This is a genomic window from Aeromicrobium sp., from assembly GCF_036675695.1.
In the GTDB taxonomy this organism is placed as follows: Bacteria; Actinomycetota; Actinomycetes; order Propionibacteriales; family Nocardioidaceae; genus Aeromicrobium.
Window position 1 is genome coordinate 1 of the sequence record NZ_JAKFEL010000195.1, and the last position, 13,692, is coordinate 13,692.

Annotated in this window: 18 protein-coding genes and 1 tRNA gene; 9 read left to right on the forward strand and 10 right to left on the reverse strand. The window is 64.8% G+C overall.

From position 1 onward, the window contains the following. The 3 genes from purF to V6M39_RS12460 all read left to right on the forward strand — a co-directional run. On the forward strand, positions 1–1,486 hold a 1,486-nt coding region (gene purF, locus V6M39_RS12450), incomplete at its 5' end, for an amidophosphoribosyltransferase (protein ID WP_332644134.1). Next, the gene (gene purM, locus V6M39_RS12455) at positions 1,486–2,529 is read left to right on the forward strand and encodes a phosphoribosylformylglycinamidine cyclo-ligase (RefSeq protein WP_332644135.1); all 1,044 of its coding nucleotides are present in this window, start codon (positions 1,486–1,488) and stop codon (positions 2,527–2,529) included. The genes purF and purM, both read left to right, overlap by 1 nt. A gap of 103 nt (positions 2,530–2,632) precedes the next feature. Further along, positions 2,633–2,806, forward strand: a complete 174-nt coding sequence (locus tag V6M39_RS12460; RefSeq protein WP_309966794.1) for a DUF3073 domain-containing protein — start codon at positions 2,633–2,635, stop codon at positions 2,804–2,806. Positions 2,807–2,836: 30 nt separating this feature from the next. On the opposite strand, the gene V6M39_RS12465 is transcribed toward V6M39_RS12460, so the two are convergent. After that, positions 2,837–3,925, reverse strand: coding sequence for a Glu/Leu/Phe/Val dehydrogenase dimerization domain-containing protein (locus V6M39_RS12465; RefSeq protein ID WP_332644136.1), 1,089 nt, complete (start codon positions 3,923–3,925; stop codon positions 2,837–2,839). 119 nt (positions 3,926–4,044) lie between these two features. Between V6M39_RS12465 and V6M39_RS12470 the strand changes: the two genes are divergently transcribed. Beyond that, entirely contained in the window at positions 4,045–4,365 is a 321-nt protein-coding gene (locus tag V6M39_RS12470) for a DUF2834 domain-containing protein (protein WP_332644137.1), read from the forward strand. Here V6M39_RS12470 and V6M39_RS12475 read toward each other — a convergent pair. Both V6M39_RS12475 and V6M39_RS12480 read right to left on the reverse strand, forming a co-directional pair. Further along, the gene (locus tag V6M39_RS12475) at positions 4,362–5,165 is read right to left on the reverse strand and encodes an SDR family NAD(P)-dependent oxidoreductase (protein WP_332644138.1); all 804 of its coding nucleotides are present in this window, start codon (positions 5,163–5,165) and stop codon (positions 4,362–4,364) included. The two genes, V6M39_RS12470 and V6M39_RS12475, sit on opposite strands and share 4 nt — an antisense overlap. Next, positions 5,162–5,773 (reverse strand): TetR/AcrR family transcriptional regulator, encoded by a 612-nt coding sequence (locus V6M39_RS12480; RefSeq protein ID WP_332644139.1) that lies wholly within the window; start codon positions 5,771–5,773, stop codon positions 5,162–5,164. Before V6M39_RS12480 ends, V6M39_RS12475 begins: the two co-directional genes overlap by 4 nt. A 71-nt stretch (positions 5,774–5,844) precedes the next feature. Here V6M39_RS12480 and V6M39_RS12485 point away from each other — a divergent pair, with 71 nt between their 5' ends. Both V6M39_RS12485 and V6M39_RS12490 read left to right on the forward strand, forming a co-directional pair. Beyond that, positions 5,845–6,741, forward strand: coding sequence for a sterol desaturase family protein (locus V6M39_RS12485; RefSeq protein WP_332644140.1), 897 nt, complete (start codon positions 5,845–5,847; stop codon positions 6,739–6,741). Then, the gene (locus V6M39_RS12490; protein ID WP_332644141.1) at positions 6,738–7,334 is read left to right on the forward strand and encodes a hypothetical protein; all 597 of its coding nucleotides are present in this window, start codon (positions 6,738–6,740) and stop codon (positions 7,332–7,334) included. Before V6M39_RS12485 ends, V6M39_RS12490 begins: the two co-directional genes overlap by 4 nt. Here the strand turns inward: V6M39_RS12490 and V6M39_RS12495 are convergent. Further along, positions 7,239–8,396: a DUF418 domain-containing protein gene (locus V6M39_RS12495; RefSeq protein WP_332644142.1), complete on the reverse strand. Its 1,158-nt coding sequence runs from the start codon at positions 8,394–8,396 to the stop codon at positions 7,239–7,241. The genes V6M39_RS12490 and V6M39_RS12495 overlap by 96 nt on opposite strands. Before the next feature lie 82 nt (positions 8,397–8,478). Continuing rightward, positions 8,479–8,901, reverse strand: coding sequence for a VOC family protein (locus tag V6M39_RS12500; protein WP_332644143.1), 423 nt, complete (start codon positions 8,899–8,901; stop codon positions 8,479–8,481). A 74-nt stretch (positions 8,902–8,975) separates the two neighbouring features. Between V6M39_RS12500 and V6M39_RS12505 the strand changes: the two genes are divergently transcribed. Next, complete coding sequence (locus V6M39_RS12505; protein ID WP_332644144.1) at positions 8,976–9,515, forward strand: dihydrofolate reductase family protein; 540 nt, start codon at positions 8,976–8,978, stop codon at positions 9,513–9,515. Here the strand turns inward: V6M39_RS12505 and V6M39_RS12510 are convergent. Next, positions 9,512–10,267 carry an SDR family oxidoreductase gene (locus V6M39_RS12510; RefSeq protein ID WP_332644145.1) on the reverse strand — a complete coding sequence of 252 codons (756 nt, stop codon included), beginning with the start codon at positions 10,265–10,267 and terminating at the stop codon, positions 9,512–9,514. The two genes, V6M39_RS12505 and V6M39_RS12510, sit on opposite strands and share 4 nt — an antisense overlap. 23 nt (positions 10,268–10,290) lie before the next feature. Then, complete coding sequence (locus V6M39_RS12515; RefSeq protein ID WP_332644146.1) at positions 10,291–10,632, reverse strand: ArsR/SmtB family transcription factor; 342 nt, start codon at positions 10,630–10,632, stop codon at positions 10,291–10,293. A 102-nt stretch (positions 10,633–10,734) separates the two neighbouring features. On the opposite strand from V6M39_RS12515, the gene V6M39_RS12520 reads away from it, so the two are divergent. Together V6M39_RS12520 and V6M39_RS12525 are read left to right on the forward strand one after the other, a co-directional pair. Then, the gene (locus V6M39_RS12520) at positions 10,735–11,385 is read left to right on the forward strand and encodes an MIP/aquaporin family protein (RefSeq protein ID WP_332644150.1); all 651 of its coding nucleotides are present in this window, start codon (positions 10,735–10,737) and stop codon (positions 11,383–11,385) included. Beyond that, complete coding sequence (locus V6M39_RS12525) at positions 11,382–11,771, forward strand: arsenate reductase ArsC (RefSeq protein WP_332644147.1); 390 nt, start codon at positions 11,382–11,384, stop codon at positions 11,769–11,771. Before V6M39_RS12520 ends, V6M39_RS12525 begins: the two co-directional genes overlap by 4 nt. A 2-nt stretch (positions 11,772–11,773) precedes the next feature. Here the strand turns inward: V6M39_RS12525 and V6M39_RS12530 are convergent, their stop codons facing one another. The 3 genes from V6M39_RS12530 to V6M39_RS12540 form a co-directional block, all read right to left on the reverse strand. Beyond that, positions 11,774–12,316, reverse strand: coding sequence for a carboxymuconolactone decarboxylase family protein (locus tag V6M39_RS12530; RefSeq protein WP_332644148.1), 543 nt, complete (start codon positions 12,314–12,316; stop codon positions 11,774–11,776). Next, complete coding sequence (locus V6M39_RS12535; RefSeq protein WP_332644149.1) at positions 12,313–13,170, reverse strand: SDR family oxidoreductase; 858 nt, start codon at positions 13,168–13,170, stop codon at positions 12,313–12,315. Before V6M39_RS12535 ends, V6M39_RS12530 begins: the two co-directional genes overlap by 4 nt. 400 nt (positions 13,171–13,570) lie before the next feature. Next, a tRNA-Phe gene (locus V6M39_RS12540) sits at positions 13,571–13,644 on the reverse strand. Positions 13,645–13,692: the final 48 nt, after the last annotated feature.

Genomic DNA, 13,692 nt, shown 5'->3' on the forward strand with positions numbered 1-13,692 from the left:
GCCCCGCGGAGATGGACGCCTCACCCACGACATCGATCCCCAGGACGCCGGACCCCAGGATGCCTGTGGCGTCTTCGGCGTCTGGGCTCCCGGTGAAGAGGTCGCCAAGCTGACCTACTTCGGGCTGTACGCGCTGCAGCACCGCGGCCAGGAGTCCGCCGGCATCGCCGTGAGCAATGGCAAGCAGATCCTGGTCTACAAGGACATGGGACTTGTCTCGCAGGTGTTCGACGAGTCCACGCTCGACTCGCTCAAGGGTGAGATCGCGATCGGCCACGCTCGCTACTCCACGACCGGCTCCAGCGTGTGGCACAACGCCCAGCCGACGTTCCGTCCGACGGCACAGGGATCAGTCGCTCTGGGTCACAACGGCAACCTCACCAACACGGCCGAACTGATCGAAATGGTTCGCCAGCGCGAGGGTCTCGCGGGCAGCGGCAGCAAGGGCGAGACCGCGACCAGCGACACCTCGGTCATGGCGACCCTGCTCTCGTCGTTCCCCGATCGTTCGGTCGAAGAAGCCGCGCTCGAGGTGCTGCCCAAGCTTCGCGGTGCGTTCTCGCTCGTCTTCATGGACGAGGGCACGCTCTATGCTGCCCGCGACGCCCAGGGCATCCGGCCTCTCGTGCTCGGTCGCCTGGAGCGCGGCTGGGTTGTCGCCAGCGAGACGGCTGCCCTCGACATCGTCGGCGCCTCCTACATCCGCGAGATCGAGCCCGGTGAATTCATCGCGATCGACGAGAACGGAATGCGCAGCGAGCGCTTCGCCAAGGCCGAGCCCAAGGGTTGCCTGTTCGAGTTCGTCTACCTCGCCCGACCCGACACGACGATCTCAGACCAGCGGGTGTTCTCGGTTCGCGCCGAGATCGGCCGCCGCCTGGCTCGCGAGTTCCCGGTCGATGCCGATCTGGTGATCCCCGTGCCGGAGTCCGGTACGCCGGCCGCGATTGGCTACGCCGAGGAGTCGGGCATCCCGTTCGGCCACGGCTTGGTCAAGAACTCGTACGTCGGCCGCACATTCATCCAGCCGTCCCAGACGCTGCGTCAGCTCGGTATCCGGCTCAAGCTCAACCCGCTGCGCGATGTGATCGCCGGCAAGCGCCTCGTCGTGGTTGATGACTCGATCGTCCGCGGCAACACCCAGCGCGCGCTCGTACGCATGCTGCGCGAGTTCGGTGCTGCCGAGGTGCACGTACGTATCTCGTCGCCGCCGGTGAAGTGGCCCTGCTTCTACGGCATCGACTTCGCATCGCGCGCCGAGCTGATCGCCAATGGCATCTCGGTCGACGAGATCCGCAAGTCCATCGGCGCTGACTCGCTCGCGTACATCTCGCTCGACCAGCTCGTCGAGGCGACCAACGTCAAGAAGGACAACCTCTGCCGCGCCTGTTTCGACGGCATCTACCCCGTGGCGCTGCCGGAGGATGACCTGATCGGCAAGCACCTGCTCGAGGTGCAGGAAACCCTGCCCCTCGAGGTCCTCTGATGACCTCCTACGCCGCAGCGGGCGTCAGCATCGCCGAGGGCGACCGCGCCGTAGAGCTGATGAAGGAGTGGGTCGAGAAGGCTCGCCGCCCCGAGGTTGTCGGAGGCATCGGCGGATTCGCCGGACTCTTCGATGCATCCGCGCTGAAGTCCTACGACAAGCCGCTGCTCGCCACCTCTGCTGACGGGGTCGGCACCAAGGTGCAGATCGCGCAGCGCATGGACAAGCACGACACGATCGGCTTCGACCTCGTCGGCATGCTGGTCGATGACCTCGTTGTGTGCGGCGCCGAGCCGTTGTTCATGACCGACTACATCGCCTGCGGCAAGGTCGTGCCGGAGCGCATCGCCGACATCGTCAAGGGCATCGCCCAGGCGTGCGCCGAGAGCGGCACCGCCCTGCTGGGCGGCGAGACTGCCGAACACCCCGGACTCCTGTCACCCGACGAGTACGACATCGCCGGCTCGACGACTGGCGTCGTAGAGGCCGACAAGCTCCTTGGCGCCGAGCTCGTACGCCCCGGCGACGTCGTCATCGGCATGGCGTCGAGCGGACTTCACTCCAACGGCTACTCGCTCGTCCGGCACGTCTTCTTTGACAAAGCCGGCTGGGAGCTCGACCGCGAAGTGCCCGAACTCGGTGGCACCCTCGGCGAGGAACTGCTGACCCCGACCAAGCTCTACACATTGCCGTGCCTGGCGCTGGCCGCCGAAGTTGAGGTGCACGCGATGTCGCACATCACCGGTGGCGGCCTCGCTGCCAACCTGGCCCGAGTGCTGCCCGACTCGGTGTCCGTACGATTCGAGCGCTCGTCCTGGACTCCGCAGCCGATCTTCGACCTGGTCGGATCTGTGGGCGGAGTGGCTCAGGCAGATCTCGATCTCGCGCTCAACATGGGCGTCGGCATGGTGGCGATCGTTGCGCCGGATGCCGCCGATGCAGCCATACGACTGCTTGCTGAGCGGGGCATTGACGCCTGGATTGCAGGCGATGTCTCCGAGGCGGGCATCCACGGCGACGGCGGCACCGTAACTCTCGTTTAACGGCAAGCCACGCGGGTGGGGGCCGATGCCAAGATTGTTGAAGGTCTTAGGTAGGCTTGTCAGCACGACAAACTGACTATTTTTCTGCGAGGGGGTCGGACCCATGGGGCGCGGCCGAGCTAAAGCCAAACAGACCAAAGTTGCGCGCGACTTGAAGTACCGCACACCAGAGACGGACTTCAACAATCTGCAGCGCGAGCTCCACGGCGAATCGGGCGAACCGATTCCGGCGCAGTATGTCGACATGGTCGAACGAGAAGACCCGGCAGCTTCTTGAGCCACCGGGTCGTTCCCTGAACGATCTTGCCTACGAGTTGGGCAGCCACACCGAACGCAGTCGGCCGACTTCGCGCATGCGCTGTTCTGCCACGCGGTCGGCAGCCACTGACGGCGTGACGCCTTCGCTCTTGGCGTGCTCGAGCACGCTCAGAGTCGTGTCGTAGATCTTCGCTGCCCGCACCTTGGCGCGGTCGAAGTTGAATCCTTCGAGCTCATCGGCGACCTGTACGAGACCGCCTGCGTTGACGCAGTAGTCGGGCGCGTACGTGATGCCGTGCTCTTCGAGCAGCTTGTCGATGCCTTCGTGGGCGAGCTGGTTGTTGGCAGCCCCGCAGACGATCTTGGCCGACAGAACACCCACGACCTCGTCGTCGAGTGCGCCACCCAGCGCACACGGTGCGTAGATGTCGAGCGGCTCGCGTACGAGTGTCGCTGTGTCAGCGACGACGCGGATCTCGGTGTGCTTCTCCTTGAGCGCCTCGACGGCAGGAGCGTAGACATCGGTGACGACGACGTTCGCCTTCTCCTCGAGGAGGAGATCGACGAGGTGGCGGCCGACCTTGCCGACGCCGGCAACACCGACGGTCTTGCCGGCCAGCGACGGGTCTCCCCACACGTGGAACGCGCTGGCGCGCATGCCCTGGTAGACGCCGAATGCCGTGAGGACCGAGGAGTCGCCGGCACCGCCGTGCTCGACGGTGCGGCCGGTCACGAAGTCGCACTCGCGCGCGATGATGTCCATGTCGGGGCTGAACGTGCCCACGTCGCAAGCGGTGTAGTAGCGACCGTTGATCGACTGGACGAAGCGTCCGTACGCGCGCAGCAGGGCCTCGGACTTGAGGGTGTTGGGGTCACCGATGATGACGGCCTTGCCGCCACCGAGGTCGAGTCCGGCGAGGGCGGCCTTGTAGGCCATGCCCTGCGAAAGATTGAGGACGTCGGCGAGAGCTTCTTGCTCTGAGCCGTACGGGTAGAAGCGCGTTCCGCCGAGCGCAGGGCCCAGGGCAGTGGAGTAGATCGCGATGATGGCCTTGAGGCCGGATGCTTCGTCGTGGCAGAACACGACTTGCTCGTGCTGGGTGCCAAAGGCTGACGGTGGGGTGCTGGAGTCGGTCACGGTAGTGCTCTCTTGTAGAAGTGGCGAATGTGCGTTGGTGGGCACATCCATCGTTCGAACCACGGGGTGGTGTGGCTCGAAACACATTCTACGCGTGTTCGAGGCTCTACATTGACCCCATGACTGAGCGAACCTTCAAGGCCGGACTCATCGGCATCGCAGCCCTTTTCATCGTGTTGTTCGTCGTGATCCTGGCGCCGGAGGTCAAGGACCTCACGCTCGGCAAGGCGATTGACGACATGTTCAACACACCCGTCAACCAAGGTGTCTCGACCGACATCCTGCTGACGTATGCAGCGCTCGCCCTGTGGGTGGTCTACGAGGCAGTGACCAAGAAGGTGCGACGCGGGTGGATCGCCCTCGTGCTCGGTGCGGTCGGAGTGGCTGTCGCACTGCCGGCGTACCTGATCATCCGGATGGGTCAGGTCAAGGAGGGCTAGTCCTTGACCCGCTTGGCCAGCGACTTGTCCATGCGGCGGAACAGTGGCTGAGACGCTTTGGTGACAACGCCGGGGAGCGCGGCCATGCCAAGCTCGCCCATCGTGCCTGCGAAGCTCGTCACTCGTGTCGGTTTGTCGACAATTGCCTTGACGAGCCAGTTGGCTGCCTTGTTGGCACTCAGCATTGGCATCGCCTGATAGATGTGTGTCGCTGTCGACATCTCGGTGCGGACCATCGGGAAGTAGACGACCGTTGACGTGATGCCCTTGTGGCCGAGCTCGGCTGTCAGCGAGCGGGTGAACGACTCGAGTGCCGCCTTGCTGGCGAGGTAGGCGGAGAACAGTGGAATCGGGACCTGTGTCGACATGCTTGAAGAGATCACGACGTGGCCGTGGCCCTGCTCGACGAAGCGCGGCACCAGTGCCAGCGTGAGTCTGACGGCACCGAAGTAGTTGATCGCCATCGTGCGCTCGTAGTCGTGGGCACGATCGACTGAATCGAGAATTGGCCGGCGAATTGAGCGGCCGGCGTTGTTGATCAGCCCGTCGATCCGAGGGTGCTCAGCGAGCAGCTGCTTGGCGACGGTGTCTGCCGCATCAGGATCCGAGAGGTCGACCGCGTACGTATGGGCGACGCCGCCTTCAGCCTCGATGCTCTCGCGTACGTCGGCGAGCTCATCCTCGCGCCTGGCCAGCAGGCATACGGTCGCACCAAGTCGGGCGAGCTTCCGCGCGGCTTCGGCGCCGATGCCGCTCGACGAGCCGGTGATGACAATCGTCTGACCTGCCAGCTTGGTCATGCGTGATCTCCAAACAGTGCGTCGAGCAGGCGCATGCAGCGCTGGATCATCTGTTCCGCTGTCTCGCTGGGATGGTCGAGCCACCAGTCCATCAGCGAGTCCACAATGCCGAGCCAGACCGAGGTCATCGCGGAGATGTCGAGCTCGTCGGAGTTGCCCGCCAGCGTCATGAGCTCGGCGACACCCTCCTCGGCAAGCTTGCCGATGCGGTCGGCGTACAGGGCGACGGAGTCGGCGATGGAGCCAGTGGTTGGAGCGGTCGGATCGAAGAAGAGGCGCCACAAGTAGGGCTGGGGCTCCAGCAGCGTGAACATGCCGCCGAGAGTCTGCATGCCGCGTTCGATACCGACTGCGTCTCCGCGGGCGATGCGCTCGATCTCCTCGGCCACGATGGCACCACCCCGGTCCAGGCACGCCTCGTACAGGCCTTCCTTGGACCCGAAGTAGTTGTAGATCAGCGGCTTCGAGATGCCGGCCTTCTCGGCGATCGCGGCGACGGAGGTGGCGGCGAATCCGAGCGTCCCGAACTGCTGCGACGCGATGTCGAGTATCTGCACCTCTCGGTCGAGGCGGGGGACACCCTTGGTGCCGGCATTGGGTCTGACCACGAAAACAGTCTAGCGGTCTTGTATGAACCTATGGTAACTTACCGGAGAGTCATATAGATCAGGAGAACATCGTGCAGGACTTTCTCGACCCGCTGAAGAACCCGATCCTCGTCGCGTCACCTTTCTTCGTCATGACGCTGCTGATCGAGCTCGCCGCGTTCAAGTACCTCGAGACCGATGAGGAGTACCGCGGCTACGAGGGCAAGGACGCCCGGACGAGCATCATGATGGGCGTCGGCTCCCTGGTCTCGAGCACGGTTTTCAAGATCACGACGCTCGTCCTGTTCGTGGCGATCAGCGTGCACCTCGCACCGTGGCACCTGCCGACCAACACCTGGTGGTCGTGGGCGGCACTGATCCTCGGCCTCGACCTGGCGTTCTACCTCCAGCACCGATTTGTCCACCGCGTACGTGTCGGCTGGGCCGCGCATCAGGCGCACCACTCAAGCGAGTACTTCAACTATTCGACTGCCCTGCGCCAGAAATGGAACCCCTGGTTCGAGGCGCTGTTCTGGCTGCCGTTCCCGTTCCTCGGCTTCGAGCCCTGGATGCTCTATGTGGCCTTCTCGATCAACCTGGTCTTCCAGTTCTTCCAGCACACCGAGCGCATCGACCGGCTCTGGGCCCCGATCGAGTTCATCTTCAACACTCCGTCCCACCACCGCGTTCACCACGGCAGCGACCCGGAGTACCTCGACAAGAACTACGCCGGGATCCTGATCATCTGGGATCGCATGTTCGGCACCTTCCAGAAGGAGCTGCACCGACCGACGTACGGGCTCACGGTGCCGGTCGACACCTACAACCTGCTGCGGCTGCAGTACGGCGCCTACGGCGAGCTCTTCCGTGACGTCTACAACGCGAGGAACTGGCGCGAGAAGCTCGGCTACGTCTTCATGCCGCCGGGTTGGCACCCGGGCGAGAAGCGAGCAGAGGCTGAGCAGCCGCGCGAGATGTCCAACGCGTGAGGCGGCTCGCGCTGGTCGCCGGGGTCTCGGCGCTCTTCCTGACGCTGTGCGATCAGCTCTTCCACGTCCGCACGGAGACACTCGTCTATCACTGGGATCCGCAGGTCGCCGGTCAGACGATCATCGTCCCGCTCACGTTCCTGCTGGCGACGTCCTCGATGCTCGACACCAGCACGCGGGTCAATGCCGTGCAGCCACGCTCGACGAGCGCTCGCGGGGTGATCGCCAGCCTGGCCATCGTCACCGCTGCGTACCTCATCTCGGGGTTCGTCGATCAGAAGTACGCCATTGCGTACGCGCTGCTGCTGCTCGTCTCCTTCGGTGCACGGTTCGTGCTGCGCAAGGAAGGTGCTGCCGTCCTGGTCTCGGCCGTCGCAATCGCAATCGGCGGCGTGCTCGGTGAGGCGGTGCTGTCGGCGATCGGCGAGTTCAGCTACCTGCAACCAGACGTCATCGGTGTGCCGTGGTGGCTGTTCCCGCTCTACTTGCACGGAGCACTAGCGGCCCGTGACATTGCCGCTGCCATACGTGACTCGTCGAACCAGGACCTCGAACGGACCTCGACGACCAGTCCGACGCATCCACTCGGCTAGTGCGATTGTCACTAGCCAGACGCCGACTGCGAGCAAGGCGGTGGCGGCCACTGTCAGAGTGCCGGACAGGTCGAGCAGGAAAGGTGTGAAGACCAGCATCCAGACAATCGATTGCGCGAGATAGCAGGTCATCGACCTCTGGCCGACCGCAGCGATGGCGTTGACGACCGGGCCGCGTCGTCGCGTCAATCTGATCGCGATCAAAGAGATCAGAGTGGCGTATCCGAACCCGCCGAGGATTCCTGTGGCGTCGTGGAGCGGGCCGATGAGCTCGAACTTGTCCTTGCCGGGTGAGGTCCAGCCGGCGAGCATCAGTGAGATCGGCTGCGCTCCCAGGACAGCGGCGCCGATGCCAACCGTTGCGACCGTGACGAGCAGTCGGCGATGGAGCCTGGGCTGTTCAAGGATCCGGCGTCTGCCCATCCAGAGTCCGATCGCGAACGGGCACACGAAGCCGAAGGGGCCGAGGAGCGACACGAATACTGACGCTGCGGCGCGCTCGCGAATCATCGTCCGGAGGTCTGGTGGAAGCATCGACGCGTCAGGTGGATCGGTGATCAGGGTCGACGAGTCGGCGCTCGGGGAGAGTGTGATCGCGAAGAACACGATGGCTATCGCGATTAGCCAGCGATCCTTCCAGCGCACCATCCATGCGCCGGCGAGCAGAAGGACGCCGTATGCGCCGAGGATGTCGCCGGCATACAGCAGCACCGCATGCAGGAAGCCCACAACGATCAGGACGGCTGCGCGGCGCCAGAGCAGGCGCCGCACTGACTTGGGCCCCAGGGCTTCCTGACGCCGTACGATCTGGGCGACGCCGTAGCCGAACAGCAGGCCGAACATGGGGAAGGCGCGTCCGTCGACGAACGTCGCCAACAGCCAGGTCACGATCGAGTCGATCTGGGAGCCGTCCTGCGGATAGCCACCGAGAATCGAAGAGCCGCGCAGGAAGTAGTGGGAGTTGGCGAGGGCGATGAAAAGGAGCATGAATCCGCGGGCGAGGTCAGGTCCGAGAACACGCTCGCCGACGGCTGTCGGATGGTGCAGGTCGGTTGACGACATGACATGAGTCAATCGTCTGCGCGCCGATCACCGCATCGGTCAAAGGTTGTGCGATCAGCGACTTTGGTCTAGACCGTCGATCCTATTTGGGCCCCAGCTCCTCGAACGCGGTGATATGCAGTCCGCCGGGCGCATCGAGGCGCGCATTGAGAGAGCGCCACGGAGTCTCGGTGGGCGGCGCGATCACCGTGGCGCCGCCGGACTCGAGCGCTGTAGTGGCGGCCGCGGCATCCGCGACCTCGAAGGCCACCCGGATGCTCAGCGGGTAGGGCCGGCTCACGCCCTCGCGACCGACCTCGACGGAGTCGATGAGTCGCACCTGAGCGGGGTTGGACAGCTCGAGCGTCGCGGTCGGGACGCTCAGGATCGAGACCTTTGCGCCGCCGTCACCCTCGTACGACTCGAGCTCGGACAGTCCGAGCACGTCACGGTAGAAGTCGAGGGCAGCCTCGAAGTCCTCGGTCTCGACGACGAGACGCAGCTGGGTCACGCGGTTGTCAGTCATGCCGCCCAGCCTAGGCGGGTCAATGGCGTGGGCGCCCCGATCTGGCCGCCGTCGCGCCGGCGGTAGTTTGAGGCATGCGACCGCTCCGCTACTCCATCAACCTCACGCTTGACGGCTGCTGCGATCACACCGCTGTCAAGGCGACCGAAGACATTCACCGGTTCGCGACGGAGATGATCGGCCAAGCCGATGCTTTGCTGTTCGGTCGGGTCACGTACCAAATGATGGAAGCTGCGTGGCGTACGCCGTCGCCGGATCTGCCCGACTGGACGGCCCCCTTCGCCGAGACGATCAATGCGGCCAGGAAGTACGTCGTGACAAGCACTTTGGACGACGTCGACTGGAATGCCGAGATCGTGCACGGCGATCTCGCTACGTTCGTTGAGGACCTCAAGCAGCAGCCGGGTGAGGCGATCTACACGGGAAGCGTGATGCTCCCGATGGCATTGGCCGAGCTCGGCCTCATCGACGAGTACGTGTTCCTGGTCCATCCGAGGCTGGCGGGCCACGGCCGAACGCTCTTTGAAGGGCTTGCTGAGCACGTCGACCTCAAGCTCACCGGAACCAAGGAGTACGGCTCGGGAGCGGTGGCGCTGAGCTACGTGCCGGCCTAGATGCCCCTGATCAGTCCGCCGTCGACGGGCAGCATCGTTCCGGTGATGAAGCCTGACGCGGGTGACAGCAGGAACGCAGCAGCGCGGCCGAACTCCTCGGGCTTGCCGTAGCGGCGAAGTGGGATCGCTGCTTCGTTGGCCGCGCGGGAGGCGGCTGGATCATCGGCCAGGGCATCCAGCTCGCGTACGCGATCGGTGTCGACTCGACCCGGCAACAAGCCGTTGACCCGTATGCCGCGCGGCCCGAGCTCGTCCGCAAGTGTCTTGGCCGCCATCGCGAGACCCGGGCGCAGTCCGTTGGAGATGGCCAGGTTGGCGACCGGCATCTTCGCCGAAGACGACAGGACGAAGGCGATCGAGCCACCATCCCCGAGCTCGGCACCCACGGCCGTGGCCAGCCTGATCGAGCCGAGGAACACCGACTCGAACGCGCTTCGCCACTCGTCCTCGCTGCGCTCCATGAGCAGTCCCGCTGGAGGACCGCCGACGCTGATCAGGGCGCCATCCAGTCGCCCGAAGGAGTCGCGGGCTGCGGAGATCAGGCGTGCTGGTGTCCCGGGGTCGGAGTTGTCTGCCGCGATGCCGGTCGCGCTGGTGCCGAGCTCGGCAACCGTACGGTCGACTGACTCCTGCGATCGCGAGGAGATGACGACCTTCGCACCCTCGGCGACCAGCACTTGGGCGGTGGCAAGGCCGAGACCGCCGGTCGCGCCGGTGAGGATGTACGTACGGTCAGCGAGTCCGAGATCCATACGGCCAGCCTAGGTCGGTCTGGTCAGAACCCGAGATCTGCCTTGAGGACACGCTGTCCTGCATCGGCGACGCGGTACCAAGCCCACGTGCCACGGCGTTCGCGAGTGAGCAAGCCTGCGTCGACGAGGATGCGGAGGTGGTGGCTGACGGTGGGCTGGGAGAGTTTCACCGTGTCGGTCAGGTCGCATACGCAGGCCTCGTCGCGACCGGCGCCGGCAACGAGGTGAAGCAGCTGAACGCGGGTTGGGTCAGCGAGTGCCTTGAACCGGGCTGCCTTTGCCTCTGCGTCTGCTGACGACAGTGCCGTCGGCAGATCGCTGCAGCAGCTGACGTTCTCGACGACGGGCAGCAGATCGGTCTTCATCGCGCCTCCTGTATTGACAAACATCAATATAGCGGAGCATCCTTGCATCGAACAACATCGATGAAAGGATTGCGCCATGGACGGATGCGACTGCGGCACCGGATGCTGCTGAACTCAAGGAGGGCGGTCCTCGCTGAGTTCTTGGGGACCGCCATCCTCATCATGGCGGTCGTTGGTTCTGGCATTGCCGCCCAAGGCCTCACCGATGACATCGGGCTCCAGCTGCTGATCAACGCGATCGCGACGGTGCTGGCCCTCGGCGTACTCATCACGCTGTTCTTGCCGATCAGCGGTGCGCATTTCAACCCAGTCGTGACGGCAGTGATGCTCGTACGCCGCGACCTGCCGGCTGGACCTGCCGTGGCGTATGTCGTGGCTCAGATCGCCGGAGGTGCGCTCGGCACACTGCTGTCCCACGCGATGTACGACCGCGCGCTGGTTTCGACGTTCGACGGCGATCGGTCCGAGCCTGGGCTGTGGCTCGGCGAGGTCATTGCCACCGCCGGACTCGTGCTCGTAGTACTGCTGGCGTCGCGTGAGGTTGTCGCGCTCGCCGTACCTGCCTGGATCGGCACTGCGTACTTCTTCACCTCATCCACCTCATTCGCCAACCCCGCCGTGACGATCGCTCGCGCTTTGACGGACTCGTTCTCGGGGATCCGGTGGAGCGACGTACCGTGGTTCGTCCTTGCGCAGCTGCTGGGTGGCGCCATCGCAATCGTTCTTGCACGATCACTCAAGGAGACGACATGAAACCCACTGTCTTGTTCGTATGCGTGCACAACGCCGGCCGCTCGCAGATGGCTGCGGGCTTCCTGCAGCAATTGGGGGAGGGGCGCATCGAGGTGTTGTCTGCCGGATCGCAACCAGCAGACTCGGTGAACCCCGCGGTAGTCGAGGCGATGGCTGAGGTCGGCATCGACATCGCGACCGAGCAGCCCAAGCTCCTGACCGACAGTGCGGTCCAGACAGCCGACGTCGTGATCACCATGGGCTGCGGCGACGAGTGCCCGTTCTACCCCGGCAAGCGGTACGAGGACTGGGAACTGGACGATCCGGCCGGACAAGGTGTCGAAGCCGTACGGCCGATCCGCGACGAGATCAAGACGCGAGTCGAAGCCTTGATCGCTTCGCTCTAGTCCTACTTGCGCGGCGGGTCAGGCTCGATCCGGAGCGTGTTGAGGGCTGTCGCGAGCATCTCGTAGTGTCCGGTCAGCAACAGGAACTCGACCGAGCGTCGCTCGTCGAGGTGTTCGCGGAGTGCTGCCCAGTTGGCGTCACTGAGGTCCTTCTTGTCGTGGAGTTCGTCCACTGCAGCCAGCAATGCAACCTCGCGGGCGTTCCAGTGCTTGGCGGTCGGCCCGACTGTCACCGCGACGAGATCCTCCGGCGTCACCCCGGCGCGTTTGCCGATGCGCTCATGGTGGGCGCGCTCGTACGCACTGCCCGCCAGGGTCGCGACGCGAAGGATGATCAGCTCGGTCTCGCGTCGAGGCAGCTTCCCGCCCGGCATCAGACCGCCGGCAAACATCAGCCATCCCCAGAACAGTCGCTTGGTGCGGCCGAGGACGAGGAAGACCTGGGGATCCTTGGTGCCCATCGCGCGGCCGGCGAGCTTGCTGAACCCGCGGATGACCGGCCCGGTCTGACGCCAGTTGCCGGACGTGATGCGAGGCCCACTCATCGGATGGCTCGCGCCTGTTCGGCCTCGGGCAGGACCTTGTTGGCCACCTTGTTGAAGATGCGCATCGCGAGAGAGTAGCCGGGCGGGAAGGCTCGCTGCAGCGTGAAGGCCAGGAGGATGTTTGGCGAGGTGTAGACCATGTAGCGGTTGCGCTTCACGCCGCGAAGGATTGCGCGGGCGGCATGGTTGGGCGTCACGGCACGCTTCTTGAAGTGAGCCTGAGCCTTCTTGAACGCCTTCCCGCCCTTGTCCACCCCGGCGACCTCGATCGTCTCGGTGAGCCCTGTGTCGACGCCGCCCGGGCAGACCAGGCTGACACGGATGCCGTGACGTCGTAGGTCGAAGCGCAGCACTTCTGAGACACCGCGCAGTCCGAACTTGCTGGCCGAGTACGCAGCGTGCCACGGCATACCGATGAGGCCGGCTGCTGAGGAGACGTTGACCAGGTGCCCGCCTCGTCCGGCGTCGACCATCGCCGGTACGAATGCCTCGATGACGTGGATCGGGCCCATGAGGTTGACCTCGACCATGCTGCGCCAGTGCTTGTGCTCGAGGGCGGAGACGGTACCCCACGCGGAGATGCCGGCGACATTCATCACGACATCGACTGAGCCGTGTGCGTCGTGGACTTCCTGGGCGAATTGCATGACTGCGTCGACATCAGTGATGTCGAGCGACTTCGCGTACGCGACCTCTCCACCAGCGGCCTTGATCGTCGCGATCGTCTCGTCGAGGGGGGAGATATCGGTCAGCACCACTCGCGCGCCGCGCTCAGCGGCGACTTCAGCAGTCGCGCGGCCGATGCCGCTGGCTGCGCCGGTGACGAGCACGAGCTTGTCGGAGATGTCAGTCATGGCCCGATTCTAGGCGAGATTCACCGATAAGTCGTACGTTTGTATTAGTTTGTTGCATCACCTTGGGTCGGGCGAGCCTGTTGGCTCACCGGGGCCGGGGTCGAAGCCCCCTCGCCCTGCGCCGCGCTCGTTGTCGAGTTGCCTCGCGGCTGTTCAGATGTGCGCGGCTCCGGGCTGGGAGGGACCCCCAGGCGCCTGCCGTTTCTCATGACCGGGGTCGACTCCCCCAAGCTCTTCCGCGGCGCTCGTCGGTGAGGTCCGTTGCGCCGGTTCGCTGGCGCCGCTCCGAGCAGGGGGTACCCCCAGGCCCGCCGGTTCTCTTACCAACGCCTGGCCACAAAGAACGGGCCACGACGTTGTGTCGTAGCCCGTGCGTGTGGAGCCAGTGGCCCGTTCTTTGTGGCCAGGGCCGGGGTCGAACCGGCGACCCTCCGCTTTTCAGGCGGATGCTCGTACCAACTGAGCTACCTGGCCGTGCCCGAGACGGGCGACGATCACCTTATCGCACTGACTTGGCCCGTC

Excerpts from the sequence above, each read along its gene's own strand:
- purM (WP_332644135.1), top strand. The coding sequence starts at position 1,486 with ATGACCTCCTACGCCGCAGCGGGCGTCAGCATCGCCGAGGGCGACCGC.
- V6M39_RS12460 (WP_309966794.1), top strand. The coding sequence starts at position 2,633 with ATGGGGCGCGGCCGAGCTAAAGCCAAACAGACCAAAGTTGCGCGCGAC.
- V6M39_RS12470 (WP_332644137.1), top strand. The coding sequence starts at position 4,045 with ATGACTGAGCGAACCTTCAAGGCCGGACTCATCGGCATCGCAGCCCTT.
- V6M39_RS12475 (WP_332644138.1), bottom strand. The coding sequence starts at position 5,165 with ATGACCAAGCTGGCAGGTCAGACGATTGTCATCACCGGCTCGTCGAGC.
- V6M39_RS12495 (WP_332644142.1), bottom strand. The coding sequence starts at position 8,396 with ATGTCGTCAACCGACCTGCACCATCCGACAGCCGTCGGCGAGCGTGTT.
- V6M39_RS12500 (WP_332644143.1), bottom strand. The coding sequence starts at position 8,901 with ATGACTGACAACCGCGTGACCCAGCTGCGTCTCGTCGTCGAGACCGAG.
- V6M39_RS12505 (WP_332644144.1), top strand. The coding sequence starts at position 8,976 with ATGCGACCGCTCCGCTACTCCATCAACCTCACGCTTGACGGCTGCTGC.
- V6M39_RS12510 (WP_332644145.1), bottom strand. The coding sequence starts at position 10,267 with ATGGATCTCGGACTCGCTGACCGTACGTACATCCTCACCGGCGCGACC.
- V6M39_RS12515 (WP_332644146.1), bottom strand. The coding sequence starts at position 10,632 with ATGAAGACCGATCTGCTGCCCGTCGTCGAGAACGTCAGCTGCTGCAGC.
- V6M39_RS12520 (WP_332644150.1), top strand. The coding sequence starts at position 10,735 with ATGCTGCTGAACTCAAGGAGGGCGGTCCTCGCTGAGTTCTTGGGGACC.
- V6M39_RS12525 (WP_332644147.1), top strand. The coding sequence starts at position 11,382 with ATGAAACCCACTGTCTTGTTCGTATGCGTGCACAACGCCGGCCGCTCG.
- V6M39_RS12530 (WP_332644148.1), bottom strand. The coding sequence starts at position 12,316 with ATGAGTGGGCCTCGCATCACGTCCGGCAACTGGCGTCAGACCGGGCCG.
- V6M39_RS12535 (WP_332644149.1), bottom strand. The coding sequence starts at position 13,170 with ATGACTGACATCTCCGACAAGCTCGTGCTCGTCACCGGCGCAGCCAGC.